The sequence below is a fragment of the Vineibacter terrae genome (genome assembly GCF_008039615.1).
Taxonomy (GTDB): domain Bacteria; phylum Pseudomonadota; class Alphaproteobacteria; order Reyranellales; family Reyranellaceae; genus Vineibacter; species Vineibacter terrae.
On record NZ_VDUZ01000027.1, the window covers coordinates 12,604 to 39,208 of the forward strand.

At 66.4% G+C, this 26,605-nt stretch carries 28 protein-coding genes; 12 read left to right on the forward strand and 16 right to left on the reverse strand.

The features are described 5' to 3' along the window. Nucleotides 1-6 precede the first annotated feature (6 nt). The 7 genes from FHP25_RS22125 to FHP25_RS41945 form a co-directional block, all read right to left on the reverse strand. A complete protein-coding gene (locus FHP25_RS22125) occupies nucleotides 7-1,461 on the reverse strand; it encodes an amidase (protein WP_147849142.1) in 1,455 nt (484 codons plus the stop codon). Then, nucleotides 1,458-1,610: a hypothetical protein gene (locus FHP25_RS40890; RefSeq protein WP_178133695.1), complete on the reverse strand. Its 153-nt coding sequence runs from the start codon at nucleotides 1,608-1,610 to the stop codon at nucleotides 1,458-1,460. Before FHP25_RS40890 ends, FHP25_RS22125 begins: the two co-directional genes overlap by 4 nt. A 235-nt stretch (nucleotides 1,611-1,845) precedes the next feature. Beyond that, entirely contained in the window at nucleotides 1,846-3,057 is a 1,212-nt protein-coding gene (locus FHP25_RS22130) for an efflux RND transporter periplasmic adaptor subunit (RefSeq protein WP_147849143.1), read from the reverse strand. Between the two features lie 3 nt (nucleotides 3,058-3,060). Then, on the reverse strand, nucleotides 3,061-5,424 hold the full coding sequence (locus tag FHP25_RS22135; RefSeq protein WP_147849144.1) for an ABC transporter permease: 2,364 nt from the start codon (nucleotides 5,422-5,424) through the stop codon (nucleotides 3,061-3,063). Nucleotides 5,425-5,428: 4 nt separating this feature from the next. Next, on the reverse strand, nucleotides 5,429-6,139 hold the full coding sequence (locus FHP25_RS22140) for an ABC transporter ATP-binding protein (protein WP_147849145.1): 711 nt from the start codon (nucleotides 6,137-6,139) through the stop codon (nucleotides 5,429-5,431). Nucleotides 6,140-6,307: 168 nt separating this feature from the next. Further along, a complete protein-coding gene (locus FHP25_RS22145; RefSeq protein ID WP_147849146.1) occupies nucleotides 6,308-6,982 on the reverse strand; it encodes a methyltransferase family protein in 675 nt (224 codons plus the stop codon). Next, the gene (locus tag FHP25_RS41945; RefSeq protein ID WP_231712433.1) at nucleotides 6,979-7,128 is read right to left on the reverse strand and encodes a hypothetical protein; all 150 of its coding nucleotides are present in this window, start codon (nucleotides 7,126-7,128) and stop codon (nucleotides 6,979-6,981) included. Before FHP25_RS41945 ends, FHP25_RS22145 begins: the two co-directional genes overlap by 4 nt. A 287-nt stretch (nucleotides 7,129-7,415) precedes the next feature. Between FHP25_RS41945 and FHP25_RS22155 the strand changes: the two genes are divergently transcribed. The 5 genes from FHP25_RS22155 to FHP25_RS22185 all read left to right on the forward strand — a co-directional run bounded on the left by FHP25_RS22155 (nucleotide 7,416) and on the right by FHP25_RS22185 (nucleotide 13,603). Further along, complete coding sequence (locus FHP25_RS22155) at nucleotides 7,416-9,686, forward strand: heavy metal translocating P-type ATPase (protein ID WP_218578513.1); 2,271 nt, start codon at nucleotides 7,416-7,418, stop codon at nucleotides 9,684-9,686. Then, on the forward strand, nucleotides 9,683-10,528 hold the full coding sequence (locus tag FHP25_RS22160; protein WP_147849149.1) for a methyltransferase domain-containing protein: 846 nt from the start codon (nucleotides 9,683-9,685) through the stop codon (nucleotides 10,526-10,528). Before FHP25_RS22155 ends, FHP25_RS22160 begins: the two co-directional genes overlap by 4 nt. A 297-nt stretch (nucleotides 10,529-10,825) precedes the next feature. Continuing rightward, on the forward strand, nucleotides 10,826-10,993 hold the full coding sequence (locus FHP25_RS42655) for a YHS domain-containing protein (protein ID WP_218578514.1): 168 nt from the start codon (nucleotides 10,826-10,828) through the stop codon (nucleotides 10,991-10,993). 84 nt (nucleotides 10,994-11,077) lie between these two features. Continuing rightward, nucleotides 11,078-11,404: a DUF5676 family membrane protein gene (locus tag FHP25_RS22170; protein WP_231712427.1), complete on the forward strand. Its 327-nt coding sequence runs from the start codon at nucleotides 11,078-11,080 to the stop codon at nucleotides 11,402-11,404. A 498-nt stretch (nucleotides 11,405-11,902) separates the two neighbouring features. Next, nucleotides 11,903-13,603 carry a Na/Pi cotransporter family protein gene (locus FHP25_RS22185; protein WP_147849152.1) on the forward strand — a complete coding sequence of 567 codons (1,701 nt, stop codon included), beginning with the start codon at nucleotides 11,903-11,905 and terminating at the stop codon, nucleotides 13,601-13,603. Between the two features lie 236 nt (nucleotides 13,604-13,839). On the opposite strand, the gene FHP25_RS22190 is transcribed toward FHP25_RS22185, so the two are convergent. Continuing rightward, a complete protein-coding gene (locus FHP25_RS22190; protein WP_147849153.1) occupies nucleotides 13,840-15,144 on the reverse strand; it encodes an acyl-CoA dehydrogenase family protein in 1,305 nt (434 codons plus the stop codon). 93 nt (nucleotides 15,145-15,237) lie between these two features. Here FHP25_RS22190 and FHP25_RS22195 point away from each other — a divergent pair, with 93 nt between their 5' ends. The 7 genes from FHP25_RS22195 (at nucleotide 15,238) to FHP25_RS22225 (ending at nucleotide 23,248) form a co-directional block, all read left to right on the forward strand. After that, complete coding sequence (locus FHP25_RS22195) at nucleotides 15,238-16,146, forward strand: LysR family transcriptional regulator (protein ID WP_147849154.1); 909 nt, start codon at nucleotides 15,238-15,240, stop codon at nucleotides 16,144-16,146. A 256-nt stretch (nucleotides 16,147-16,402) separates the two neighbouring features. Beyond that, nucleotides 16,403-19,504, forward strand: coding sequence for a hypothetical protein (locus FHP25_RS22200; RefSeq protein WP_178133696.1), 3,102 nt, complete (start codon nucleotides 16,403-16,405; stop codon nucleotides 19,502-19,504). Nucleotides 19,505-19,525: 21 nt separating this feature from the next. Then, on the forward strand, nucleotides 19,526-20,509 hold the full coding sequence (locus tag FHP25_RS22205; protein WP_147849156.1) for a hypothetical protein: 984 nt from the start codon (nucleotides 19,526-19,528) through the stop codon (nucleotides 20,507-20,509). Between the two features lie 224 nt (nucleotides 20,510-20,733). Beyond that, nucleotides 20,734-21,114, forward strand: coding sequence for a hypothetical protein (locus tag FHP25_RS22210; protein WP_147849157.1), 381 nt, complete (start codon nucleotides 20,734-20,736; stop codon nucleotides 21,112-21,114). Nucleotides 21,115-21,190: 76 nt separating this feature from the next. Next, entirely contained in the window at nucleotides 21,191-21,508 is a 318-nt protein-coding gene (locus FHP25_RS22215) for a hypothetical protein (protein ID WP_147849158.1), read from the forward strand. Continuing rightward, nucleotides 21,505-21,993, forward strand: a complete 489-nt coding sequence (locus FHP25_RS22220) for a hypothetical protein (protein WP_147849159.1) — start codon at nucleotides 21,505-21,507, stop codon at nucleotides 21,991-21,993. The genes FHP25_RS22215 and FHP25_RS22220 overlap by 4 nt, the downstream gene beginning before the upstream one ends. Before the next feature lie 268 nt (nucleotides 21,994-22,261). After that, nucleotides 22,262-23,248 (forward strand): RNA polymerase sigma factor, encoded by a 987-nt coding sequence (locus tag FHP25_RS22225; RefSeq protein ID WP_147849160.1) that lies wholly within the window; start codon nucleotides 22,262-22,264, stop codon nucleotides 23,246-23,248. 29 nt (nucleotides 23,249-23,277) lie between these two features. Here FHP25_RS22225 and FHP25_RS22230 read toward each other — a convergent pair whose 3' ends face one another. The 8 genes from FHP25_RS22230 to FHP25_RS22265 all read right to left on the reverse strand — a co-directional run bounded on the left by FHP25_RS22230 (nucleotide 23,278) and on the right by FHP25_RS22265 (nucleotide 26,494). Then, a complete protein-coding gene (locus tag FHP25_RS22230; protein ID WP_147849161.1) occupies nucleotides 23,278-23,736 on the reverse strand; it encodes a hypothetical protein in 459 nt (152 codons plus the stop codon). Nucleotides 23,737-23,797: 61 nt separating this feature from the next. Beyond that, entirely contained in the window at nucleotides 23,798-24,043 is a 246-nt protein-coding gene (locus tag FHP25_RS22235; RefSeq protein WP_147849162.1) for a RebB family R body protein, read from the reverse strand. Nucleotides 24,044-24,104: 61 nt separating this feature from the next. Continuing rightward, on the reverse strand, nucleotides 24,105-24,425 hold the full coding sequence (locus FHP25_RS22240) for a RebB family R body protein (RefSeq protein ID WP_147849163.1): 321 nt from the start codon (nucleotides 24,423-24,425) through the stop codon (nucleotides 24,105-24,107). 109 nt (nucleotides 24,426-24,534) lie between these two features. After that, nucleotides 24,535-24,765 (reverse strand): RebB family R body protein, encoded by a 231-nt coding sequence (locus tag FHP25_RS22245; protein ID WP_147849164.1) that lies wholly within the window; start codon nucleotides 24,763-24,765, stop codon nucleotides 24,535-24,537. 33 nt (nucleotides 24,766-24,798) lie between these two features. Further along, the gene (locus tag FHP25_RS22250; protein WP_147849165.1) at nucleotides 24,799-25,107 is read right to left on the reverse strand and encodes a hypothetical protein; all 309 of its coding nucleotides are present in this window, start codon (nucleotides 25,105-25,107) and stop codon (nucleotides 24,799-24,801) included. A gap of 42 nt (nucleotides 25,108-25,149) precedes the next feature. Then, entirely contained in the window at nucleotides 25,150-25,554 is a 405-nt protein-coding gene (locus FHP25_RS22255; RefSeq protein WP_147849166.1) for a RebB family R body protein, read from the reverse strand. 96 nt (nucleotides 25,555-25,650) lie between these two features. After that, nucleotides 25,651-25,986: a RebB family R body protein gene (locus tag FHP25_RS22260; RefSeq protein ID WP_147849167.1), complete on the reverse strand. Its 336-nt coding sequence runs from the start codon at nucleotides 25,984-25,986 to the stop codon at nucleotides 25,651-25,653. 172 nt (nucleotides 25,987-26,158) lie between these two features. Then, nucleotides 26,159-26,494: a RebB family R body protein gene (locus FHP25_RS22265; RefSeq protein WP_147849168.1), complete on the reverse strand. Its 336-nt coding sequence runs from the start codon at nucleotides 26,492-26,494 to the stop codon at nucleotides 26,159-26,161. Between the last annotated feature and the right edge of the window lie 111 nt (nucleotides 26,495-26,605).

Consider the following 26,605-nt stretch of genomic DNA (forward strand, 5'->3'; position numbering starts at 1 on the left):
AACAGGTCAATCGTAGCCCGGCGGCGGCTCGAAAGCATAGTGCTCCCGCTCGAGCAGGCGGGCGAAGCGCAGGCAGGTGCGGTCGCCATATTGCGGGCCGATGATCTGCACGCCGACCGGCAGGCCGTCCGGCGTGCGTCCGATCGGCGCCACGGTGCCCGGCAGGTAGCAGACGCCGTTGATGCCGGCCCAGAACAGCTGGTCGGTCGTCGGCACGCGCTTGCCGTTGACCTCGATTGTGCGCTCGTGGCGCTCGCCGGCGTGGTCGTGCGGGAAGGCGGCCGAGGCGGCAACCGGGCACAGAAGAAGGTCGTACTCCCTGAAGAACTCGGCCCAGCGCAGCCGCAGCTGGTGGCGGCGCTCGTTGACGGCCAGCCAGTCGCGATGGCTGAGGACGTTGGCCCGCGTCATCTGGGCATAGTAGCTCTGGTCTTCTGCTGGCAGGCGGCCGGCCTCGGCCTGGTTGTGCGCGAAGGCCGCGTCGCTCTGGCGGCCCGACGTGGCCGAGCGCAGGAGCTTGATGTAGAGGCGGTGCAGCTCGCCGGTGTCGATGTCCGGACGGGCCGTGTCGCTGACCGTCACCTTGCGCCGGCCGAGGAAGTGGGCCAGCTCCTGCAGCAGGGTCTTCACCGTGTCGTCGACGGCCGAGTTCGGATCCTCGAGCATCACCGCGACCTTGAAATCGCGCAGCTTCTTGTGCGCCGGCTTGGGCAGCTTGAGCCGCAGGCCGTCGCCATCGATGTCATCCGGCCCGGCCATCGCCTCGAACGCGATCTCGAGGTCCTCGGCGCCGCGCGCCAGCGGACCGATGACCGAGATGTCGCCCTGCGCGACCCGGCCGGGCAGGGCATGGCCACGCGGGCTCACGATGCCCCAGGTCGGCTTGTGGCCGTAGACGCCGCAGTAATGGGCCGGGTTGCGGATCGAGGCGCCGATATCGCTGCCCGCTTCGATCCCGGTCAGGCCGGCTGCGAGCGCCGCGGCCGAGCCGCCCGAGGAGCCGCCGGGAGAGCGGGTGACGTCCCAGGGATTGTTGGTCGTGCCGTAGACGGCGTTGTAGCTCTGCCAGTCCGCGAGCATGAGCGGCACGTTGGTCTTGCCGAACAGGGTCACGCCGGCAGCCTTCAGGCGCGCCACCGACAGCGCATCGCGGGTCGCGATGTTGGCGCGCAGCGCCGGGTCGCCCCAGGTCGTGGGCATGCCGGCGACGTCGTAGCTCTCCTTGATCGTCATCGGCACGCCGTGCAGCGGACCCCACACATCGCCCTTGGCCAGCGCCTTGTCGGCGGCCTTGGCGCGCTTGCGGGCGCCGGCGATATCGAGCGCGATGATGGCGTTGAGACGCGGGTTGTGGCGCTCGACGCGCTTCAGATATAGGTCGAGCAGCTCAAGGCAGCCGATCTTTTTCGACCGCACGGCGGCGGCAAGCTGCTGGGCGGTGCGGAACGGCAAGGCTGTCATGCGCGGTGTTCTCCTCCGAAGGCGGCAACCATGGCGGCGGACGGCGACAACTGCTTGTCGTCGATGCTGCGTGGACGTAATCGTGGCAACGAGGCAGCGAAAATTTGTAGCGAGAGGCGGTGATTTTCCAGCCCGAATTTCTCAAGCATGATGGGCGCATCGGAGCGCCGGCTCCGAGAAAGTTGTTGTGTGGCAACGACTTTCGAAGAAACAGAGGAACTCCCAATGCCGGCAGAGTGTAGCGGAGATTTGTTCGGCTTTGCACGTGTGGAGAAGCAAGAGGTTGCGGCGTCGTTTGACGGCGGGATGATCAGCTCGGACGTGGCGGCCTGCTGCTGGGAGCGACGGACCGTGCGATCGGGTTGGCCGGGCCCTTCGCCGCACTCATTGCTCTTCGCGCCTCGCTACACGTACGCCCTCCCTGATTCTGTCGCTGGGATGCAGCACAACGTTTTCACCCGCCGAGAGACCTGCGAGGATCTCCGCCATCCTGTTGTTTCGCCGGCCGACCTGGACGAAGGTCGTCCGCGCGCGACCCTCAACGACCGCGAAAACCGCCCAGCTCTCTTCCTTGCGGAACAGCGCACTCACCGGGACCGAAAGTGCATTGTCGGCACTCCAGATCGTGACATGCACCAGCACGCGGTATTCGTGTCCAAGCCGCGCCCAGGCGTCTGACGGATCGACGAAATCGATGACGGTGCGCACCCGCTGCTCCTCAATGCCGAGTGCCGACACCTTGGTAAAGCCAGCGGGATCGACCCGCGCCACACGGCCCCGAAGGGCCGGCCCGCCCCAGCCGTCGATCCGTACGCTGGCGCCGGCCGGGATCAGGACCGCCTCGGTTGACAGCAACTCGGCCGCGATCTCGAGATCGACGGGGTCGCCAATCTCGATCAGGGGCGCTCCCGCCGGCACCGACGCTTCGCTTTCCTGGATGATCCGGAGAACGCGGCCCGTCACGGGCGCGCGGATCTGGATGCAACAGGTCGGACCTGGCGAGGAACCTGGGCTTGACGGGTCAATCAGGCGGGCAGCGATGGCGGCGCGTTCGCTCCGCCTTACGTCGAGCTGGGCCTTGGCGCTTGCCAGGGCGGCTTCATTGGTCTGGACATCGAGCTTGGCCTTGTCGAGCGCCTTGGCGGCGATCGTGTCGGTGCGGGCGAGCGCCTGGGCCCGGCGAAGCTCGCCTAGCGAGAATTCGAGAGCAGCCTCGGAACGCCGTATCTCGGCTCCCGCGAGCTTGACGGCGGCCTCTGCGGCGGCAACCGCCGACTCGAGTTCGCCGCGCGAACGAACATCGATGAAGCTGGGTGCCGTCGGCTGCATGATGGCGACGATCGTTTCATCCGCCGTGACCGGATCGCCGACGTGGCGCGGCGTTCGCAGGACCTTTCCGACGACCGGCGCTGAGACGGTGTAGATATGGCGCACGCGAGTCTTGGCCTCGTCGTCGACGGTCACTTCCATGGGGCCGAGCTTCGCCGTCGCGATGTCCACCGGAACCGGCGGCGGCCAGGCGAACCAGACCCCGCCGGCGACGGCTGCGCCCAGGATCGGCAGGCCTGCAGCCCTCTTCAGCCAGATTCCGCGCATGGCTCAATCCCGGGTCTTGAGTACGGCGACAAGGTCCAGGCGCCCAACGCGTTGGCGCACGGCGAAAGCCGAGGCCATGGCCGCGGCGAGCACGATCAGGCTGGCAACAACGTAGGTGGCATTGTCGACAATCAGACGCACGCGCATCAGCTCGCCAGCCAGGTTCGTCCTCATGATCCAGGCCAGGCCATAGCCGATCACCCATCCCGGGGGCTGCGCCAGCAGGGTCAACAGCGCCAGCTCGAGGAGCAGGATGCGCAGCACTTCGCCCCGGGTGAAACCGAGGACCCGCAGGCTCGCCAGTTCCCGCGCACGCTCTGACAGCGAGATCCGGGCGCTGTTGTAGACCACCCCGAAAGCGATGATGGCGGCCAGGCCGGTGTAGATGCCGCCCATCGCCGTCACGAACACGGCCAGCGTGTGGCGGAAGTTCGCCAGCGACGCGCGTTGCAGCGCCATCCCGGCGACGGTCGGCATGCGCTTGATGGCCTCGTAGAGAAGGTCGAGGTCGTTTGGGTCGACACTGATGTTGATGTTGTTGACGGCAGGCGCCTCGCGCATCAGCCGCGACAGCGCCTCGGCATCCATCATCCCCTTGATGCCGAAATAATCCTCGATGCGCGCTGTGACAGGCAGGGTTGCTGTCCTGTGCTCGTCCTCCAGGAGGTCGACCTCGACAATATCGCCGACCTGCACACCCAGGATCTGGGCCAGCATGTCCGAGATCGCCAGCCCGCTCTCGGGCAGCGTGACCGGGCGCAGGTCGACGTCGATGATCCGGCTGAGATCGGCATCACGCGGCCGGCCGGTGATCATGAACCGCCGTTCGACGCTCCCGTTGCGAATGCGGGCGGAAACCTCGCGCAACGGCTCGACCGTCAGAACACCGGGCAATCTTGCGACCTGATTGACGACATCCCGTGGGCGCTTCTCGGTGAAGACGATCCGGACATCCTGTCGGTCGGCCATGAAATACGTCACATCGATCAGGTGCTCCATGGTGCCGCTGGTGAACAGCGACACGACCAGGATCGCCGTCGCCAGCGCCATGCCCAGCGTCGTGAACCCCGTCCGCAACGAATGGCGCGTGATGTTGCGCAGCATCATCATGGTCGGTTGCGAGACGACCCTCTCGATGGCGAAGCGCGCTGGCAGCAGGCGGCGGAAGCGCGGCGGCGCCAGTGGCTGCATCGCGACCGCCGGCGGCAGCATGACAACGTCGCGCGCCGCGCGCAGGCCGCCGACGACGGCGGCAACCACGCTGACGGCTGCGGCCGCAACATAGAGATCCGGAGTTTTGATGAAGACGAGGAACGGGAACCGGAAATAGTCGCCGAACAGCCTGGTCACGTACATGCCGAGCCATGTCCCGGCGACACTGCCGATCACGATGCCGACCACCGCGATGATGACCACGAGCTTCACGTAGTGCAGGGCGATCGTGTGATTGCGGTAGCCGAGCGCCTTGAGCAGGCCGACCTGCTCGCGTTCGAGCGCAACGAGCCGGCTGAGCGTCAGGTTGACCAGGAATGCCGCCACCAGCAGGAAGATCGGCGGCAGCGTCCGGCTCATGTTGCTGAGCATGTCGAGCTCGTGGTCGAGGAAAGCGTGCGAGCCCTGGTCCCTTCGCCCGTATGCGGCGCGTCCGCCATACCGCTCGAGGAGTGCGTCGAGACGCTGAGTCACCTCGCGTTCGGACGCGCCCGGCAGGAGCTTGAGATTGACCGACGAAAAGGCGCCATCGAGATCGTAGGCGCTGGCCAGGGCCTTTTCGGGCATCCAGACGATGCCGAACCGGCGGTCGTCAGGCATGATATCGCCCGGCCCGCGCGCGTAGATGAATTCGGGGGAGAGCGCGGTGCCGACGACCACCAGCTCGCGCTTGCGACCGTTCAGGATCGCCGAGAAGCGGGCGCCGGGGGTGAGCCCATGCGCCTGGGCAAAGCTGTCGTTGACGACGACCTCGTCGGTTCGGCCGGGCTCGGGCAGGCGACCCACCCGGAGGTGCAGCCGGTTCAGCGCCGGTTGTCCGCTCTGCGGCAACGAGATGAGCTGCCCGGTGGCAGGCTCGCGAAAGTCCGCCAGGTCGAGCAAGGCGAGTTTCGCGATCCGGGCATCCACGGTCGCGACGCCGGGGATCTCCGCGATGCGATCGACAAGGGTCATGGGCGCCCGCCGCAGCACGGCAAAGACGTCGGCAAACCGGTAGCGCTCGTAGTAGGCGATGCGCGTCTCGTCGAGGGAGCGGTGCGAGCCGACCGCCAGCACGAGCGTGGCCACGCCACCGGCGATCACGAGAGCGATGGCGAGCGCCTGGGCCCACAGGCGCCGCAGGTCGCGGAAGAGCTTGATGTCGAGGGCCCGCACGGCATCACCACGCGAGTTCGGCCGCGGCGCGGCGGGTTTCGTTCTTTTGGATCCGCGAAATCCGCCCGTCGGCGAAGTAGAGCACCCGGTCGGCGACGTCCCGGATGGTGGCATTGTGGGTGATGATGAGCGTCGTCGTGCCCAGCTGAGTGTTGATGCCCGTCAGTGCCTCGATCACCCGCACACCCGTCCTGGAATCCAGGGCGCCGGTCGGCTCGTCACAGAGCAGCACTTCCGGTCGCTTGGCGATGGCGCGCGCGATGGCCACCCTCTGTTGCTCGCCACCGGAGAGCTGGGCCGGAAAATGGTCCATCCGCGCCTCCAGGCCGACGAGCGCCAGTGCCTCGTCAGGGCGCATGGGGCGCTCGGCGATCTCCGTCACCAGGGCGACGTTCTCGTAGGCCGTGAGGCTGGGCACGAGGTTGTAGAACTGGAAGACAAACCCGACATGCTGCCGGCGATACGCGGTGAGCGCTCGATCATCGAGCGCCGTGAGCTCAAGATCCTTGAAGAACAGTCGGCCGCCGCTCGCATGATCGAGGCCGCCCATGATGTTGAGCAGCGTCGACTTGCCGCTTCCCGACGGCCCCAGCAGAACAACCACCTCACCCGCGTAGACGTCGAGATCCAGCCCGCGCAGCGCGTGCACCTGCACCTCGCCCGCGGTGTAGACCTTCGTCAAGCCTTGCGCCGAGAAAATCTTCTGGTCGGTCATGGGCCTGGCGCCACGGACAGAGGCACGGGGGCGATCATGGCGCCGCTCAGGATACATTGCGGCGGCGGACGCGCGATCACCCGAAGCGATGCGGACCGCGCGACTTCCACGCCGACAGCTCGGATCACGGACCCCTCCCGCCGATTGCTCCCAAGATTGGCCCTTTCGTCACTGTCGTTCGGTCAGATTCCCCCGGCCCGAGAACAAGCTGCTGATGCGGGGGATGAAAGCAGGCACCCGATCCATGTACCGGCGGTAGTCATCACCGAATTGCCGCACGGCCTCACGCTCCTCCTGTCGCGCCAGGAACGCGTACATCACCACCAGGACCGGGAACATCGCCAGGGTCAGCAGGGTCGGCCATTGCAGCAGGAATCCGAACATCACCAGCACGAAGCCGACATACTGCGGATGACGGACATGTGCATAGGCGCCGCTCGTCGCCAGCTGCTGCCGCTTCTGCGCTTCATAGAGCATGCGCCACGCGGCGGCGATCAGCCAAAAGCCGCCGCCGATGAAGATGAAGCTCAGCACATGGAAGGGGCCGAAGTGCGGATTGGTCTTCCAGCCGAACAGCATCTCGGGCAGATGACCGGCGTCATGCGAGAACCAGTCCACCCCCGGGTAGCGGCTCTGCAGCCATCCCGACAGGAAATAGATGGTGAGCGGGAAGCCGTACATTTCGGCGAACAACGCCACCACGAAGGCGCTGAAGGCGCCGAACGAGCGCCAGTCGCGCCCTGTCTGCGGCTTGAAGAAGCTGAATGCGAACAGCAGGAAGACAGCCGAATTGATCGCCACCAAGGTCCACAGCCCGTAGGCCGGCGCATCGTTGTGGGTCATGCGACGTCTCCTCGGCCATCCTTGTGGTGCGGGCCGCCGTGATCGTGGTCCCTCGAGCCACCGCCGTGACCGCCATGACCGTGGAACAAGTGCATGACGAGACATCCGAGGGGCAGCAACCAGATGAACCAGTTGCCTGTGAAGATGTGTGCCCGGTGCTCAGCGAGCATGAGAAAAGCGCCCACGACCAGGAACCCGATCAAGACAACCCCGAATGGGGATTTCAGGAACGGACGCCGCGCGTGCTCTTCATGGTTCATCATGACCTCCCATGCGCCGCCTCAGGTCAGGCTTGAACGCGATGGCGCCCCCTCGGAGCGGAAACGAAGGCGCTACAAAAATACGCCCAACGGCCCGAGCGCAGCTTGACATGGATCATCCCCGGGCCGGCTCAAGCGGGATTCTGCGTGCGGGACGAGGGGGCTGGCCTTGCGTGCCTACGGTGCTGTTGATTCAGGTCAAGGCCGTTGTCACGCGAACCGGCTATGAGGATCTGGCCGGAGTTTCCTGGTCCAGGCGCGCCGAGAGACACAGGGATATGACGATGGTCCACCACCACATGGCCGCGGCGACAAGCGCCCTTGGTCGCGACATGGCCAAGGATCCCGTCTGCGGCATGATGGTCGACAAGACGACGGCGCTAACGTCGCAGCGTAGCGGCCGTACGTTCTATTTCTGCAGCCCCGCCTGCAAGAGCACCTTCGACGATCCCGAACGCGAGCTGAAGTCGATGCGCACGCGGGTCACGATCGCGCTCACCGGCGTGCTGGCGCTGGCGATCCTGCGCGCCGGCGCCTTCATTGCGCTGGCCGCCGGCGCCACGATTGTGACCTGGGTGCCGATCCCGGCACTGCCATGGTTCACCTGGGGCGTCTGGCTGTTCATCCTGGTAACGCCCGTGCAGTTCATCGGTGGCTGGGGCTTCTACAAGGGCGCCTGGACCGCGATCGGCACGCGCACGATCAACATGGACTTCCTGATCGCGCTCGGGACGACCGTCGCCTATCTCTATAGCGTCGCCGTGGTGTTTGCGCCCGGCCTGCTCCCGGTAAAGATCGATGAGCGCGACGTCTATTTCGAAGTCTCTGCCGTCATCATCGCCTTTGTGCTCCTCGGCCGCTACATGGAGGAGATCATCAAGAAGCGCTCGTCGGCGGCGGTACGCAAGCTGATGGATCTGCGGCCGGCGGTGGCCCACGTCCTGCGCGATGGCAGCGAGACCGAGATTCCCGCCGAAGCGGTCATGGCGGGCGAGATTGTCGTGGTGCGGCCCGGCGAACGCATCCCCACGGACGGCGAGGTGCTCGAGGGTGAGTCATCTGTCGATGAGTCGATGCTGACCGGCGAGTCCATGCCGGTCGGCAAGGCGCCCGGCGCACGCGTGATCGGCGGCACACTGAACCGCAGCGGCCTACTGCGTTGCCGCGCCACACGAGTCGGCAAGGACACCGCCCTGTCCCAGATCATCAAGCTGGTGGAGGAAGCACAGGCCAGCACGGCCCAGGTCCAGCGTTTGGCCGACGAGGTGACGCGCTATTTCGTACCGGCGGTGATCGGCGTCGCAGTCCTGGCTTTCGCCGGCTGGTGGGTCGCCGGCAATTTCCCGCAGGCGCTGCTCGCCTTCATCGCCGTGCTGATCATCTCTTGCCCCTGCGCGCTGGGAATCGCGACGCCGGCAGCACTGATGGTCGGTGTCGGCAAGGGCGCCGAGGCCGGCATTCTTATCCGTGGCGCCGAGGTGCTGGAACGCGCGCGCAAGCTCAACGTCGTGGTGTTCGACAAGACCGGGACCCTGACACGTGGCGAACCGAACGTCACCGATGTCGTATCGCTGGGACCGGTAAGTGACGCTGAGGTCCTGCGGCTGGCCGCAGCGGTCGAGGTGGGCTCGGAGCATCCGTTGGGTGAGGCGATCGTCCGCGGTGCGCGCCACCGCGATCTGGCCTTACCGCCGGTGACCGGCTTTGAGGCCATCGCCGGTCACGGCATCGTCGGCACTGTCGAGGGAACACGCGTGCTGCTAGGCAACCGCCGCCTGTTCCGGCGCGAGGGCATCGATACAGCGGGGGCTGAAGAAACGATGATTCGGCTCGAGCGCGAAGGCAAGACAGCGATGTTGTTGGGAGCCGGCGCCGAGGCGATCGGCATCATCGCGGTCGCCGACACGCTGAAGCCGGAGTCGAAGGAGGCGATCGCGGCATTGCGCAGCGAGGGAATAGACGTCGTGATGCTGACGGGTGACAACGAGCGCACAGCCAACGCCATCGGCCGAGAACTTGGCATCGACCACATTACGGCTGAGGTGCTGCCCGGCGACAAGGCCAAGGTCATTCGGCAGTTCCAGGAACAGGGCCGTATCGTGGCGATGGTGGGAGACGGCGTAAACGATGCGCCGGCGCTGGCCACAGCGGACATCGGCATCGCCATTGGCTCGGGCTCGGATGTCGCCAAGGAGACCGGCGGCATCATTCTGATCAAGGACGATGTGCGCGAGGTGGTGCTGGCGATCCGCCTGTCGCGCGCGACCCTGCGCAAGATCAAGCAGAATCTGTTCTGGGCCTTCGTCTATAATGGTATTGGCATCCCGGTCGCAGCGCTGGGTCTGCTGAACCCGATCATCGCCGCCGCTGCGATGGCGCTGAGCTCGCTGTCGGTAATCACCAACTCGGCGTTGCTCAAGCGCGTGCGGTTGGCCGTCTCATGACCGCGACCGCGGCTGACCATCCCAGCACCACGCGCCATGTGTTGGCATGGCTGTGCGCTGCCGTTGCATTGGCCTTCATCGCCGGTGTCGCGCTGTGGCTGGATGTGTCGCTGTGGTCGATCGTCGTCATGGCGATTGCCCTAGCATGTCCAGTTGTCGCCCTATGGATCTATGCCCTAGGTCGCCGGCCGCTGCCGGTGCCCCTGGGCCCCGTGCCGCAGACCCGGGGAGTGTCGCTCGACTGGCTCGCGCCTTGGTATGATGTCGTGTGTCGCGCCGTCGGCGTCAACAAGCGCTTTCGCGACCTCACCCTTCAGCTCGCGGCGCTGCGGCCTGGTGAGCATGTCCTGGATGTTGGCTGTGGCACGGGTGTGCTCGCGCGTCGAGCCGCTGACATGGTTGGTGTCACAGGAAGCTGCTGCGGCATTGACGTGGCGCCCGATATGGTCCGAATGGCGCAACAGAGCAAGCAGGCAGGTGTGAACCCAGTTCGCTTCAGTCTCGGCGTGGTGGAGGAACTTGCCTTCGAGGCTTCGAGTTTTGACGTTGTCTTTCTCAGCTTTGTGCTGCATTGCCTGCCGCCTGACCTGAAGGAAGCCGGCTTGCGCGAAATCCGCCGGGTGCTTCGGCCCGGCGGCCGCCTGGTTGTTGTTGATCTGGACCAGCCCGTCGGCCTTCTGCCCCGGTTCCTTGCGCGTCTGTGCCTGCGCCATCCCTACATGGCGATGCATCTTGAAGGGCGGACGATCGACCTGCTGCGTGCCGCCGGCTTCTCGGCCGTCGCGCGGAGGTCATCGTGGCGCGGGCTCGTGGGATTCTGGATCGCAGCGAAGCCAGCATGACCTTCTGACCCGCACAGTACTCCTCTTCAGAGGGCGATGCGGACAGGACAATCGGCGTGGATGCTGGCGGCCAGGTTGGAGCAACGAGGGTTCATCGGAGGAGCCGCCCATGGAGTCTCTTCTCTACTTCCTGCTTTGGGGCGTTGTGATCTTCCTCATGATGCGATTTGGCTGCGGCGCGCATGTAGCAGGTCATGGTCACGGCCACGGACGCTCGACGCGCAACGAACCGGGACCTCCCCGGCGAGTAACCTCCGCTGGACACCGCCGGAGAAGGATACCGATCCAGTGTGCGGAATGACCGTGGAGACGGCCAAGGCAAAGGCCACAGTCTACGACGGCAACATTCATTACTTCTGCTCAGCCGACTGCCGCGACAAGTTCGAGGCGTCTCCGGGTGCCTACGTGAAGGCACGAAATGCGCCACCGCAGCCTGTGGCACATCAGCAGGGACTACACCATTGATCCGCTGGCTGCCGACGGCCTATGCGTGACGGAAGCGAAGTCTGGCAGTACCCGACCCGCCATTCGAAGCGATGGAGCAACAACATGGCTCGCACCACTGAACCGCGCGCGGCCGGGGACCGCTCCGGCATGGCGCCGGCCGGCGCCGGCGCTCTCCTAATCCCCGTCGTGCCGCTCGGCATCGCCCTGGGTCTGTTCCTCGTCATCTCCTATGTCGGCTGCGTGCTGTTCTATCTGCTTTTCCCACAGGCTGTTCTGAATCATGCCGTGCTGGCGCTCTTCTTGCCGGGCTTCAATCTCCTGAGTTGGCCGAGCTTCCTTCTCGGGCTGGCAGAGAGCTTCGGATACGGCTGGTACGTCGCCCTGGTGTTCGCACCGCTGTACAATTTTCTTGTGAGCCGGTGGGGATGAGGAAATCGCTATGACACCTGCGGAGACGACCACGAAGCCAATGTGACTCATATTTCCTTCCTTGGGGGAGTCGGGACCGTTACCGGCTCCAAGCATCTCGTCGGGGCGCAGGGCCGTCGTATCCTGATCGATTGTGGTCTGTTCCAGGGCTTCAAGCAGCTTCGGCTGCGAAACTGGGACGTTTTCCGATCGATCCGGCGGGCATCCACGCCGTCGTGCGCACGCATGCCCATCTCGACCATTCCGACCATCTGTCGCTCTCGTGCTGCCAGGCTTGCGATCACGACCTCGCTGCCGTCAGAATATACATGACGGCGAGCTGGAGGGGCGCTTCTTCCACGGCTACTATGACTGCCACTGCTACATGCCGCTGTACGTGTTCTGTGGCCGGCATCTGTCAGCCGCCGGCCCAGGCCGCCAGTCGACGTCTGCTTCCTGCCCGCACTGGGCGCACAACGTCAGCTTCACGCGTTGACCTTTGAGAAATCCGGGCTAGCGATGAGTGGCTTCCATCTGATTGTCGAGTTCGTCGGCGCCGTGGCGCTGCTGCTGTGGGGCGTGCGCATGGTGCGCACCGGCATGACGCGCGCCTTCGGCGCCGTGCTGCGGCGCGCGCTCACGGCCTGCTCGCGCAACCGGTTCACGGCATTCGGCGCCGGCGTGTTCATCACCGGCCTGTTGCAGAGCAGCACGGCCACGGCGCTGCTGCTGTCGTCGTTCGCCGGCCGCGGGCTGGTGGCGCTGCCGGTGGCGCTGGCGGTGATGCTGGGCGCCAATGTCGGCACCGCGGTGACGGCGCAGGTGTTCTCGTTCGACGTCTACTGGCTGGCCTCAGCGGCGCTCGCGGTCGGTGTCTTCGCCTTCATGGCGGGCAGCGGCGATCGTGTGAGGCATCTGGGCCGCATCGCGATCGGCCTGGGGCTGATGCTGCTGTCGCTGCAGCTTCTCGGCGCCGCCATCGCCCCGATCCAGCAGTCGCCAGTGTTCCTGTCGGTGCTGGGGGCGCTGCACGACCAGCCGGTCCTGGCATTCCTGATCGCGGCGGCGGTGACCTGGCTGGTCCATTCCAGCCTGTCGATGATCCTGCTGGTGATGTCGCTGGCCGCTGCCGGGGTGATCGCCTTGCCGGTGGCCCTGGCCATGGTGCTGGGCGCCAATGTCGGCGGCGCGGTGGGCCCCTATATCGATCAGGCCGGCGGCCAGCCGGCGGCGCGACGCGTCGCGCTGGGAAATCTCGCCATGCGTTTCCTGTCGGCGCTGGCCGTGCTGTTCGTGACGCCGCTCCTGGTGCCGCTGCTGGCGATGGTGGAGCCGTCGCCGGCGCGCCTCATCGTGAATTTCCACCTGGTGTTCAACATCGCCGCGTCGATCGTCGGTTTGCCGCTGATCGGGGTCGTGTCATGGGCCTGCATGCGCCTGCTGCCCGACGCGCCGGTTGCCGCCGATCCCGGCCTGCCGCGCTACCTCGATCCGCACGCGCTCGACACGCCGGGCGAAGCGCTGGCCTGCGCCATGCGCGAGACATTGCGCCTGGGCGATCACATCGAGGTCATGCTGCGCCAGAGCATCGACGTCTTCGAGCGCGACGACGCACGGATGATGAAGGAGGTGGAGCGCGCCGACGATGCGGTCGACCGGCTGTACGAGGCGATCAAGCTGTACCTGATCGGCACCTCGCGCGCCGAGCTGTCGATGGAGGAAAGCAGCCGCGCGGCCGAGATCCTGACCTTCGTCACCAACCTGGAGCATGTCGGCGACATCATCGACAAGAACCTGATGGAGCTGGCGGCCAAGAAGATCAAGAACCGCTGGACGTTCTCCAGCGAGGGCATGGCCGAGCTGCGCGCCTTCCACGGCCTGGTGCTGGACAACCTCAGGCTCGCCTTCAACGTCTTCGCCACCCGCGATCTGGCGCTGGCGCGCCGCCTGATGGCCGGCAAGACGGCGTTGCGCGAGGCCGAGCATCGCGCCGCCGAAAGCCATTTCGCGCGCCTGCGCGAGGGGCGGCCCGAATCGATCGAGACCAGCTCGGTCCACATGGACGTCGTGCGCGACCTCAAGCGCATCAACGGCCATCTCGCCTCCGTGGCCTATCCGATCCTCGAGGCTGCCGGCGAGCTCGCCGACACGCGCCTGCGGTCGGGAGAGGAGAATGGCGTCAGCGACGCGATCGATCGGGGCAAGCCGGCGGTGTCGTGATTTCAACGATGTCCTCTACCTTCCCCCGCTTGTGGGGGAAGGTGCCCGAATACGACGTTTCGACGCGAAGCGTCGAAACGTCGGGGATGGGGGGCGTTGCAACGACGCGGGTGCTCGATGGGATACACCATTTGCGTTGAAGCATCCCCCATCCGGCGCTTCGCGCCACCTTCCCCCGCGAGCGGGGGAAGGTAGTCGAAAACCCACATGCGATCGCCCTGCGCCTGCGTAGAAGGTCATTCCGCGGCCATCGGGAAGGACCGCTCGTAGTCCTTGCCCTGGGCCACCATCACGGCGGGGGTGCCGCCGGTGTGGGCCGGGTCGCGCCCGGCGTGACGTGCCAGCTCGAACCGCGCCAGCTGGTCGGCATGCACCTCGTCGGGGCCGTCCGCGACGCGCGTGGTGCGGGCATAGACGTAGGCCATGGTCATCACCGTGTCGGCAAAGCCGCCGCCGCCGAAGGCCTGGATCGCCATGTCGATGATCTCGCTGGCCACGCGCGGCGCCACGATCTTGATCATCGCGATCTCGGCCTTGGCGACACGGTTGCCCGCGGTGTCCATCATCCATGCCGCCTTCAAGGTCAGCAGCCGGGCCTGCTCGAGATCACACCGCGCCCGGGCGATGCGCTGGCGCCAGACCGATTGCTCCGCGATCGGGCGCCCGAACGCCACCCGGTTGCCGAGGCGCCGGCAGACGCGTTCCAGCGCGCGCTCGGCGATGCCGATCATGCGCATGCAATGATGGATGCGGCCGGGGCCCAGGCGGCCCTGCGCGATCTCGAAGCCGCGGCCTTCACCCAGCAGCATGTTCTCGGCGGGCACGCGCACGTTGTCAAAGATCGTCTCCATGTGCCCGTGCGGCGCATCGCTGACGCCCAGGATCGGCAGGTAGCGACGGATGCGTACGCCGGGTGCGTCGGCGGGCACCAGGATCATCGACTGCCGGCCGTGGCGGGCGGTCGCGTCCCGGTTGCTGACACCCATCGTGATCAGCAGCTTGCAGCGCGGATCGCCGGCCCCCGAGGTCCACCACTTCCGGCCGTTGATGACGTAGTCCGTGCCGTCGCGGCGGATTTCGGTCGCGATGTTGGTGGCGTCCGAGGACGCCACCGCCGGCTCGGTCATGGCGAAGGCCGACCGGATGCGGCCGTCGAGCAGGGGCTCCAGCCACTGCTGCTTCTGTGCCTCGGTGCCGTAGCGCTCCAGCACCTCCATGTTGCCGGTGTTGGGCGCGTCGCAGTTGAACACTTCGGGCGCCCACCACGAGCGCCCCATGATCTCGGCCAGCGGCGCGTATTCGAGGTTCGTGAGCCCGGCGCCGCTGGCGCTTTCCGGCAGAAATAAATTCCAGAGGCCTTGCCGGCGCGCCTGCGCCTTCAGGTCCTCGAGCAGCGCCAGCGGCCGCCACTGCCGGAAATCGTCGGGCTGGCTGAAGGCGTCGCGGAACAGCGCCTCTTCGCTAGGGTAGATGTGCTCCGTCATGAAGCGCTCGATCCTGCCCTGCAGGTCGGCGACGCGGTCGGAGGGCCGGAAATCCATGACTGATCCTTTCAAGCGAGCGTGGTTGTCGGATCATAGGAAGGCGACTAGCATAAAAATAATGAATTGATCGAATGCCCGGAGATGAATCCGATGCATCCATCACGGATCGACCTCAACCTGCTGGTGGTGTTCGAAGCGATCTATGCCGAGGGCGGCGTCACCCAGGCCGGCCGCCGCCTCAACCTGACCCAGCCGGCGATCAGCCATGCGCTGGGCCGCCTGCGCCACGCCGTCAACGATCCGCTGTTCGTGCGCCAGGGCCAGTCGATCATACCCACCCCCGTGGCGCGGCAGATGATCGGCCCCGTGCGCCAGTCGCTGCAGGGCCTCAAGGCGACCCTCACGCAGGTCAGCGGCTTCGACCCGGCCACGGCCCGGATGCGATTCACGATCGGCATGCGCGACGTGCTCGAATCGGTGGTGCTGCCGGCCCTGATGCGGAGCATCACGCGGCAGGCGCCGTTCGTCGACATTGCCGTCGTCAAGAACAGCCGGCGCGGGCTGGAGGTGGAGCTGGCGGCGGGCACCGTCGACGTCGCGGTCGACGTGCTGCTGCCGCTGCCGGATGTCGTGCATCGCGCTCGGATCCCGGCCCAGCCGCTGGCGGTGCTGGCCCGCAAGGGCCATCCAAGGCTGCGCGGCAAGCTCGACCTCAAGACCTACCTGGCGCAGGAGCACATCGTGGTCAGCTCGCGCCGGCGCGGGCAGCCCGTGGAAGACCATGAGCTGAGTCGTCGGGGACAGCATCGGCACGTAAGGCTGCGCTGCCAGCACTATTTCGCGGCAGCGCGCGTGGTGGGCGAGACCGACCTGCTGTGCACGATGACCGAACCGCTGGCGCGCATCCTCGTGCGGCTCGCACCGGTGCAGATCCTGCCGTTCCCGCTGAAGATGCCGACGTTCGATACATTCCTTTATTGGCATCGGCATGCCGAGGAGGATCCGGCCAATCGATGGCTGCGTGCGCAGATGCTGCAGGCGCTCGACGCGCGGTCGTGAAGGGCTCGACGGCGCGTCGGGACAACCGGCGCGCGGAACTTGCCGGTGGCGGAAAGTTCCCGGCGCGGCAGATCCACGCGTGCCTGTCGGAAGGGCTGTCGCCGGATGGACAGCTGCCTGCCGCTTTGTCATGTCGTGCGCTTGCGCTGCTTCGCGCGGCTCGCGACGGCGTGACCGGCAATCGCACGCGCAGGCCTTCACAGCGTTGATCGCCGTGCGTCCTAAAGCGGAAGTTTCCCGCATCAAGGACGCTGCGATGGAAGTCAGATACCTGGTCGTTCCGTACGCCCTGGCTGATGTCGCGCCTCGGGTTCTTCTCACCAAGGTGCAACTGATTCAGACGCGGGTGCGCAGCAAGAAGATCCGCGGCCAGATCCCCAAGCATGCCGGCCAGTGGACCCTGGTGGAAGGCGCGGCTTCTGCGTCGGCGAGCGCCGAAAGCGTCGCATGCACACTTTTTCGCGAGCGCACGGGAATCGACCTGGCAGATCCGGACATCAGGGATCGGTACAGCCTGTCGGAGCCCAAGATCGAAAAGCTGCAGGACCCAAAGTACACGCCTTTGACCGTCTACTATGTCCGCGCCACGCCGGAAGGCCTCGACGCGCTCGCCGGCCAGGTCGAAGCGAACCTCGACGAGCCATCCCGGCTGGTCGACGGAGTCTATTCGGATGCGCAGGTCGTCCGGCTCTCGCAAGCACTGGTCCAGATTGGACCGATTCCGGCACCACAAGACGGATGGTCTGCTTTCATCCTGAGGAACTACTACGGCACCCAGGCACCCGGCGCGCTCGATACGGTCTATCCGAAATTGGTGCAGCAGATCGCCAAGCGCAGCCGCGCCTCGGACGATCTCTATCGTATTGCCTTGCAGAATCTGCCAGGAGGCGCACGGCCCGTCGTCCCGCGGGTGGTGGGACTGGAGGTGGAGAACGCGCAGAGCGTCGACGACGCCAAGAATCTTTACGCGGCGAACTATCACCCCGGCGCCGTCGTCACCATCCGCGCCATTGTCGAGCCGAAGAACGCGGCAGCGAGCATCGCGTGGGAGGGTGGCGAGCCCGACCCGTCGGGGCGCGCCGACAGCCGGGTCGTTCCTCTCGGCCAGGTCTCCAGGTTCGGGCATCCGATTGCGGTTTCCGCGGCAATCGGGACAAGCAGCCGGGGCATGAGTCTGATCATCCGGCCGCTGCTGGAGCGCTTCCAGGTCGCCAACGCCGAACGCAGTCCGGACGTGGGGCCAAGCGGCGGCGTCTGGGTGGCCGAGTACAGCGAGGACGAGGCGCCGATCCGCATCGCCATCACCACCACGCCGGACACCGCGGAGGCCCATGAGCACCTGCAATGGACCGGCGGCTCTCCCGATCCGGAAGGCCGACGGAACTGCCGCGTCGTCCCGCGCGATCGCCTTGCAGGCGCCGAGGATCCGGTTCGCGTGCGCGCCGCCGTCAATCCATGGTGGGATTTCATTCTCTATGTCCTGCCGCGGCTGAGCCAGCTGGACGTCGTGGCCGGTCCGGGCATCTACAATCTGGGAGGCGGGCACTACGAGGTCGACTACCATCCGGCAGGGACCTACACGATCAGGGCCACGACCTTCCCGGACATTCCGCTTGCCTACCAGGCCGTGAGCTGGAGCACGGGAGCACCCCCCGGACAGCAGATTCAGATCAATCGCTCGCCGATCGACAATCCGGGCATGCCGACGGCCTATTCGGTCCGCGTGCAGCGTCAGGGTGTCACGCTGCGCAGCCTCACGATCAACGTGCTGGTTCAGCCCACCATCACCAGCATCGACTTCTCCGGCTATGCCTTTGATGACGGCGGCGGAAGCTGGCATAGCTATGCCGTCGCCGGCTTGTTCAATCTGCCGGCCGCCCTCGCGATGCTCGTGACCGCCCAGACCGCGCCGAACACGCCCCAGGCGTGGGCACACCTGGCATGGCAGAATACCAGCGGCGCCGGGCCGACCTTGGCCGATCGGCGCATCGCTTTGAACGTCCCTCGGGTCATCCAGGTCGGCGCGCGGGTCGGCCAGGCGCCGCTTCAGCAACTGACGCTGGACATTCGCGCGCCACAGCTATGGCCGCCAAGCGGACTGCAGCTGGCGGTGAATCAGATCACTTTCGACGGGCCGGGCGGCCGGCAGATCGTGGATGACGATCCCGCCAATGTCGGCGTCGCCTTCAACCAGGACTGGGTTGCGGGCATCGTGCACGACCTGCAGTCGCCCTTGACCTACACGCGCAACACCAATGTCAACGAATCGGCGGTGATCGGCATCGTGACGCCGCCCAACGTACCGGTGAACGTCACCATCCGCGCCACCGCGTTCGTGCCGCGCCACAACAACCCGCTCTACCCGATGGCGTGGAGCTGGCCCGGCAACGCCGTTGCCGCCGCACCGCCGCCGACCATGGCCCTTGGCACCATCGCAGCGAACGTGCTGCTCCCGAACGAGGTGGTCCACGCCGACCCGATGTTCATGTTCTGGGAGATGCAAGTGGCAGGCGGCAATTGGATCCTATTCGACATCACGTCGCACATGCTCTACGTGACCCTCGGCAATCCGGTCCCCTACACGATGCAGGCGGTGGTTCCGGCGGCACCGTCCGTTCCGTACTTCACGTTGCTCGCCATCTCCTGCCGGCAGGCCAATGGCGATAACGCCGCTGGCCCGGTCGTCGGTCACATCTTTGATGCGTTCGCTGCGCTCAACGCCGGCAACGGCGCCAACAACAGCGTTCGGCGCAAACGTCCACTGCCGGGGGCGCCGTTGACCTATTGGAATCCGGTCATCGGCGCCGGCCAGGATCTGCAGACGATGCTGGCCAACGTCCAGGACAGCGGCACCTGCCGGGCCTGGGCGGAGGCTTTCATCTGCATGGGCGCCCTTCACGGCATTGCCACCCTCAACAACGTTATCGTCGTGCCCAACACGTGGACCGTCTCGCCGATCGCGAACGAGTTCCTTGTCCGCAACTGGACCTTCCATGCGCCTCCCGCCGCCGCCGGCAATGCCTACACGCACGCCTATGCCCCCGGTGGCCCCCTGAATGCCGGCAACGCGACGTGGGGACCCGGATTGGTTGGCCAGAACAACGCCAATCCGCCCCCGTCCTTCGGCAACCATTTCATCGTTCGCGACACCGCGACCGGGATCCTCTACGACCCGTCCTATGGCAGCGGCCCGCATGGGGCGTGGGCAGGCTGGACCGCCGCTGCCGTGGGTGGGCTCAGGACCTATGCGCCGCCCGTGCCGCCCAACAGCGCCGGCTTCGCGCCGGCAGGCGTGCCGCCGCCGGCAGGCCCCTTGGTGAGGCTGTACGATCAGGTTGCTGGCGTGTTCCTGAACTGACAGGTGGCCAGGGAGCTCACGATGACGTTCACCGTCTGGAAAGATCCGCCACTGCCCGCATCGAACGTCGCTCCGATCCGCCTCGTCGCCGTCGCGGACAGCGTTGCGATCTATTGCGGCAAGGTTGCCCCGGCGATGGCCGGGAGCGCCGCCTATCCCTTCCAGACAACGCTGACACCCATCACGGTCTCTGGCCCGCAACTGCCGGACATCGTGGTGCCGCAGCACCTTGCGACCTCTGCGTCCTTCGACCTCGCGGCGGCTGCCGATGGCGAACTGGCCCTCGCGATCGAAGACTTCGGAGGGGCGGTCAATGCCCTGGTCATAGGATCGATCGACCAAGGGAGGGTCGTGGTGCGCGCGACCTATAGCGATTTCAACGACTATCGCTTCTCACGCTTTGTGCGTGGTGATGCGGCGCCCGGACGGATGGTGACCGCGATCGCCAACGGCGCCGCCTTGGTGGTCATGAGCGGCGCGCCGCTCGCGCCGGCGGATGTCGGGCACAAAGGCGATCCATTCGTGAAGCTCGCGGACGCCACGGCCGGCCTGGCGATCGCCACCACGCCACCGAACGGCCACCTGCAGGGCGCGGCGTTGCTCGCCAAGTCCGGCAGTGCCGGGCCGCCATCACCGGCAGGCGACTTCCTCGGGACGTTGTCGCTGATCAATCTTGCCACCGGCCGGGCCACGGCAAGGCCAGGGACGCTCTTTGGTCCTGGCGTCACATATGCCTTCGACGCGGACATCCGGTCCGACCTGATCCTGGTCCTGGCCGCGACCAATCGCGGTCCGCAGCTGCTGGCGTGCAATTCGATCAGCGGGCAAACGACGCCGGTTGCCTGGCCAAGCGGCTATCCACCGGCCGGCACATGGATCGCCTATCCCACGGTCCTGGCGGCAGCAGGCACCGGCAAGGTGTTCCATATCGCCTTTTTCGATTTCGGGACCGATGGCTTGAAGGGTATTCGCTATGCCCAGCTCGACCTCTCGGCAGTCCCCTGAGGCAGCCACAGCGGCGCGCTGCAGGGCCGTGCGCATGCGTCGCCCCGATCCGCTGTCGCTGGCGGTCAGCTGCGCCATCCTCGCCGCGTGGCGCCGGCGCCGCCTGCGGTCGTGGCATCGCGCCGTGGGCCGGTTCGGCTCGCTTCATCGCAGTGCAGGACTCCGGCGCTGAGATCGGCACACCCTGCCGCAATCCGCCGGCTGACGGAGAGGAGACAGCAGCCATGGATGCAGACGCCAGCAGCAAGACCACCCAGCATGACGTGAAGATCATCGACGCGCGCGGCGTCAGCCCGCAGGTCCTTGCCGAGGAACGCGAGGCTTTTGCCGTCGAGCGCGAAGCGCTGGCGGTCGAGCGCGAGGCCGGCGCGGTCATGCCGCCCGAGCCGCCGACGATGGGAGAACTGCTCGTGGCCGCCCAGGCGCCGGTCACCTTGAGCGAGCGCATGATGGTCGACCTGCCACCGGATTCGCCACGGCGTGCCTTCCTCGACACGATCCATCAGCAGGCGAGGGCGATCGTGCGCCGGATCCTCCAGGAGATCGAGGACCAGAGCACCCCGGCGGAGCCGGCTGCTCCCGCCGGTGGAAGGGCCCGAAAATAGCGGCTCATCGGCGGCGCAGGGCCGGCATCGGATGCGCCGCTGACCGCTACCGATCGACCGGCGAAGGAGCCTCCCGATGAGCGACAGCAAGCCCACCCCCGAGGAGCTGGCACAGCAGATCATGTCCGGCGGGCCGATCGTCTCGCAGGCCAGCCAGGCCGTCGGCAAGCTGTTTGCGTCGGTCTTCGATGCGCTCAGCCAGAACATCGAAACGATCATGAAGACCAACCAGACGCCGACGGCGCTGAACGATGCCGTCCAGGCGCTGACCACTGACATGATCAAGGTGCTGCGCGCGCGCGTCGACGGGATCTGCGCGCCAGTCGGCAAGGCCGGATCCGACCCGGCCGATCCAGGGCCGCCGGCATCCGGAGGCGAGGGCAGCGGGCGATGACGACGCAATCGGGCGCGCCGCCGCCGAGCCCGCCGGGCACCTCGTCGGGGCCGTCCGCGGAGCAGGCGCCGGCATCACCGCCGCCCGAACGCCGCGTGCATCTGTTCGATGCCGCGGAGAGCCAACGCGCGCGGGTCCTGTCGTCGTTCGACTCGCAACGCGAGGCGATCCTGAAGGCGGTCGCGGATCAGCGCACGGCGGCGCTCGCACCGATCCAGGCCGTGCGGACGCGCATGGCGCAGGTGCCTCCGAGCCTGCGGGGGATTCTTCCCGGTGACGGGCGCGCCGCCGCGCCGGCGGGCATGGATCAGCGCGCCATCGTGGCGGCGCAGATCATCGCCGACCTGAAGGTGCTGATTGCCGAGGAGGTCGGCCGACAGCTTCTGATCCTGCTGACGCCGCCTCACGACAGCCGCGTGCCGGAGGCGTCCGCCGACGTGCCATCCAACGCGGCATCCAACCTCAAGGTCCCTCAGCCCGAGTGAGCCGCTCCATCCTGCCGGGGCGATGAAATCGCGGCGGCCTCGTGTGTTCGCCCTGCGGATGGTCGCACAACTTTTGGTAAGAGAGCGTTCACAACCTTCAATGACATCCGTCATACCAATTATATCACAAAGTTCATAAAGCGCCTGGAGGGCGTTCGATCGATCAAGACCGCGACAGCCTTCCAGCCGATCGTTCATGGGAGATGGAGGTGAGCTGTTTTAGTCGATTTCGTTGCTGTCGCGCCGGCGGCACTTGCGGTGGTCTCGATTGGAGCAGCCGTCTGTCGACCAGGTGCTCCTGTACGCTGCGGTTGTGAAGGTCGTACCGCTATTTCCACGACCCGCAGCCAGGCCCTCAAGCCACGGCGAAGCTGCTCGACATTATGCGCCCGGATCGAGGTGCGCGCTGTCAAACGGCCGCGACGGCCTCCTCGCCTCCAGGAGCGATCGCGGCGAGCCCGAGCCCGGAGAGGAACCGGAGGAAGCAGGCTCGCAGCCGGCCAAGCCGGGCAAGCGGAGGAAAAGAGCTCGGCGGGTGCTGTCGCCGGCCGATGTGCTGGCCCGGGCCATCGAGCCCGGCAGGCGATTCAACGGCTCATCCTCCGTGTCGACGACCCCGGCGCAGGTGCTGGCGCGTGCGCTGGACCACGGCGTTGCACGGTTTCCCAAGGGACTCCAATCCCGGCCGGAGCGTTGCCCAAGCGCGCCAGAGCAGCTCGAGCCGGATCCGCCACCGGCCTTTTCGGATGTGCAGTTCTGGCAGATCTGGATGTCGAACCGGGACTATCTGCTTCGCTGCAGCCTGCGGTTCTCCAGCGGCAACGCCGCGGATGCCGAGGATGCGCTGAGCGATGCGATGCTGAAGGCGGCGGCCGCATTTCGAACGACAGTGGTGCGCAATCAAAGAGCCTGGTTGCTGCGCCTGGTCCACAATGCCTGCATGGATCGCCATCGCGGCTATCAGAGGCAGAATCGCATCGTCAAGGACGCGGCGCATGACGGGGATTATCTGTTTCCGGCCGTCGCGCCACAGCCCGACCGGTCGCCGGAGGAGCTGCTGTCGGCGCTGCAGTTCGCAACGCAGCTGCAGCGGGCTCTCGACGAGCTGCCACGGTCGCTGGCTGAACCGCTGCGGCTCTATCTCGACAACCGGCCCGACGCCGAGATCGCAGGCAATCTGAACGTGACAAAGGAAGTGATCCGCAAGCGCCGGCAAATGGCGCGCGACTGGCTGAGGCGGCGGCTGCAGGGATAGGCGCTCGGCCGTCGGCCATCCCGGGTCGGTCAGGAGCGCGGGAAGCCGTCAATCATCTTGTTCACCTGCGTGCCGATCTCGCCAACCGTGATGGCCGCTGCCAGCGAGCTTGCCAGCGCCAGCGCCAGGATGATCGCGCATTGCGGTATCTTCGATTCGTCGGCGAACATCGTGGCCAGGGCCTTGCCCTGGGCGACATTGCTGATGGAGAGGACATTGCGTTGATAGTCGACGGCGTCCTGTATCGCGATCGCCGCGGCCTGGGCGGCCTTTTCATAGGCGATCGCCGCGCCGCTCGACAGCCGGGTGCCGCTGCCGTCCACCGGCGCCTGCAGCTTGTTCTCGAGCCCGAAGGCGAAGGCGGTGGATTTTCTGACGGCATCGATGATCTGGCTGTTGACCTGCAAGGAGGAGGGCGGCGGATCGCCGGCGGGCGGTGTCGCGTCGCCGTTGCTGGCGTTGGTTCCTCCGGCGGGCTCATCGGTCATGTTGATCACCCTTCAGCTCGGATCCTTGTGGAGAGGCATCGTCACGCAGGCGTGGGCGCGGTCAGCCCTTCTCGAACTGCTTGGCTGCATTCATGATCATCGTTATCGCGCTCGACGTCACGGCGTTGCCGATCTGCTGCAGGCCGCCTTGGGCCTGCTGTGCGTTTTCCATGGCCAGGGAGATCGAGTGTGCCATGGTCTGGTAGATGAGCGCCATGGATTGAGCCGGCGCCTCACCCAGCACCTTGACGTTGGATTGCGTCACGGCATCCGTGATTTGCGAGTTTACGGGTGTGTGGTCAGCCATGGCTGCATGCTCCTTGGCATTTCTGCCGTGCCCATGTCGCGCCGATTCCGCACCTCACGCTTCACCTCAGCAGCCGAGCCAGCACCAGCAGCGTGAGCAGCTCGTTGGCCTTGCTCGACCGGGCCAGCTTGCTGGCGGCGACGGCGCTTGCCATCGTGTTCACGGCGTAGATCTGGATCACACCCTGGTTGGTCGCCGCCTGACCGCAGATGGCGCCCTGCTGCTGCGCCAAAGTCGCATTCTGGTACAGCACGCCGATGGAATGGGCCGCGCTCTGGTAGATCGTCCCCATGGCGATGGCCGGGGCGGACGCCAGGACCGAGACGTTCTGCTGCGTGACCGCGTCGGTGATCCGGCTGTTGACGAGGGTCGGGTATGCCATATCAGCGCCTCCGCCATCTGTCGCTCAGGTACCCGGCCTGGCCAGCTGCACCTTGCCCGACACGCGAGGTGGGCGTGGTCGTGAGAAGCGTGGCCATCTCCGTGCCCACCTACGCACCCCCCGCCTGGGTGATCAGGGCGATCATCGCACCCGTTGCGGTATTGTTGATCTGCTGCATGCCGCCTTGCGTCTGGGTCGCGTTCTCCATCGCCAGGCCCATGGCATGGGCCATCGCCTGCGACGCTGCGGCCAGCGCCTCGGCGGGCGCCTCACCCAGGACCTTGACGTTGGTCTGAGTGACGGCGTCGGTGATCTGCGCATTGACGGTCGGCGCCGCCATGGCTTTTCTCCACTGTCTGTCGCCGAAGGCTGCTCACGTCACGACCGGGCGCCCGTCGGACTCCATGCCATAGAGGTTCACGGATCGATAAGCCTCGCTGCGCTTCGACACGGAGGCCGGCGCCGGCCGGGGCTCGTCGTTGAGGATCTTGATGATGCCGGCCGCGACCAGGGCAAGCTCGGTCGCGGCGGCCAGGTCGCTGTGGCGCACGGCCGATCGGAACGCATCGCCGGCCGCGTTGGCGGAAGACAGCATCAAGCTCAGCGCCGACAAGGCTGCCGCAGACGCTGCCGCCAAACGAACCGCCTCATCAACCTCGTGCATGGACGTCGGGTCGGTCATGTCATCCTCCTCGATCCGGCTCACCGGCGCATGCGCCGCCCGTCATGGGGCGTCGTCATCGTCGTCCAGCTCCGTGGCCGGCCAGCGCCCGTGATTGCCCAGCAGGGCGTTCACGCATTTCGTCGTCGCGACCATGCTGAGGATGTTGGTCCTTTGCTGGGTCGCCACCGAGTTGTGATACATGAGTCCGTTGGCCTGGTTGGCGGACACGAGGCTTTCCAGCGCTGCGAAGGAGGGGCCGGAGCCGATCACGGTCAGCAGCGCCTGTGTGATCGCGTCGGTAACCTGCGGCGCGGCGCCGTCGGCCGCCAGCTCGCGGTAAAGCTTGAGCAGCTCGCGGAACGTCACGTCGTAAGAGGCGGCGCCGGGCGGCTCCCGGCCACGCGGCTCGTCCCGGGTGCCACCGGTGCGTCGCTTGCCATTCTCCGGCTGCGGCTCCTTGCCCATGGGACCTCCCTTGATGACCACGCTGTTGGGCGGCGACCGGGCCGGATACCCGATGTCGGAGATATCCGGCCGCTGGCGGTTGCCGGCGAGACGTCATCAACTCGGTATCGGCCCGGTGCTGGCGCGCAGCGCGCTGAGCAGCGCCAGCATGTTGTCCGGCACGTCGCTCTGCGCCAGCTTTGCGGCCGAGACCGCGCCCGCCATGGTATCGACGCTGTAGATCTGGATGACGCCCTGGTTGGTCGCAGCCTGCGCCGCGATGGCGAGCTGCTGCTGGGCGCTGGCGGCGTTCTCGTAGAGGATGCCGGTCGAATGCGCGAGCGACTGGTAGATGGCGCCCATCGCCATCGCCGGCGCGTCGCCGAGAACCTTCACATTGGCCTGGGTCACCGCATCCGTGATCTGCCCGTTGACGGGAGTTGGAATGGCCATGCGTCATCTCCTCTTGCAGGATCTTTCGACGGCTCCGGCCGATCGCGGATCGCCGTCGCCTTCTATGACGCCGAACGGAGGCCGGTTGTGAGCATTCGCGGGCGCCATATCGACAAGAAAAAACAGGCATCCGATGGGATGCCTGTCTGATGGAGCAGAGGTGCGGGCCGCGTCAGGAAGGGATCGGCCCGGTGCTGGCGCGCAGCGCGCTGAGCAGCGCCAGCATGTTGTCCGGCACGTCGCTCTGCGCCAGCTTCGCCGTCGAGACCGCGCCCGCCATGGTATCGACGCTGTAGATCTGGATGACGCCCTGGTTGGTCGCAGCCTGCGCCGCGATGGCGAGCTGCTGCTGGGCGCTGGCGGCGTTCTCGTAGAGGATGCCGGTCGAATGCGCGAGCGACTGATAGATGGCGCCCATCGCCATCGCCGGCGCGTCGCCGAGAACCTTGACATTGGCCTGGGTCACCGCATCCGTGATCTGCCCGTTGACGGGAGTCGGAATGGCCATGCGTCATCTCCTTCGCGTTTGGGCCACGCACCGCGCGATCATCGACAGGCGAAGCGGTGCACGTTTCCTTGACGCAGGGCATGGCAGCTTGTGAAGTCCGATCCGGCAAAC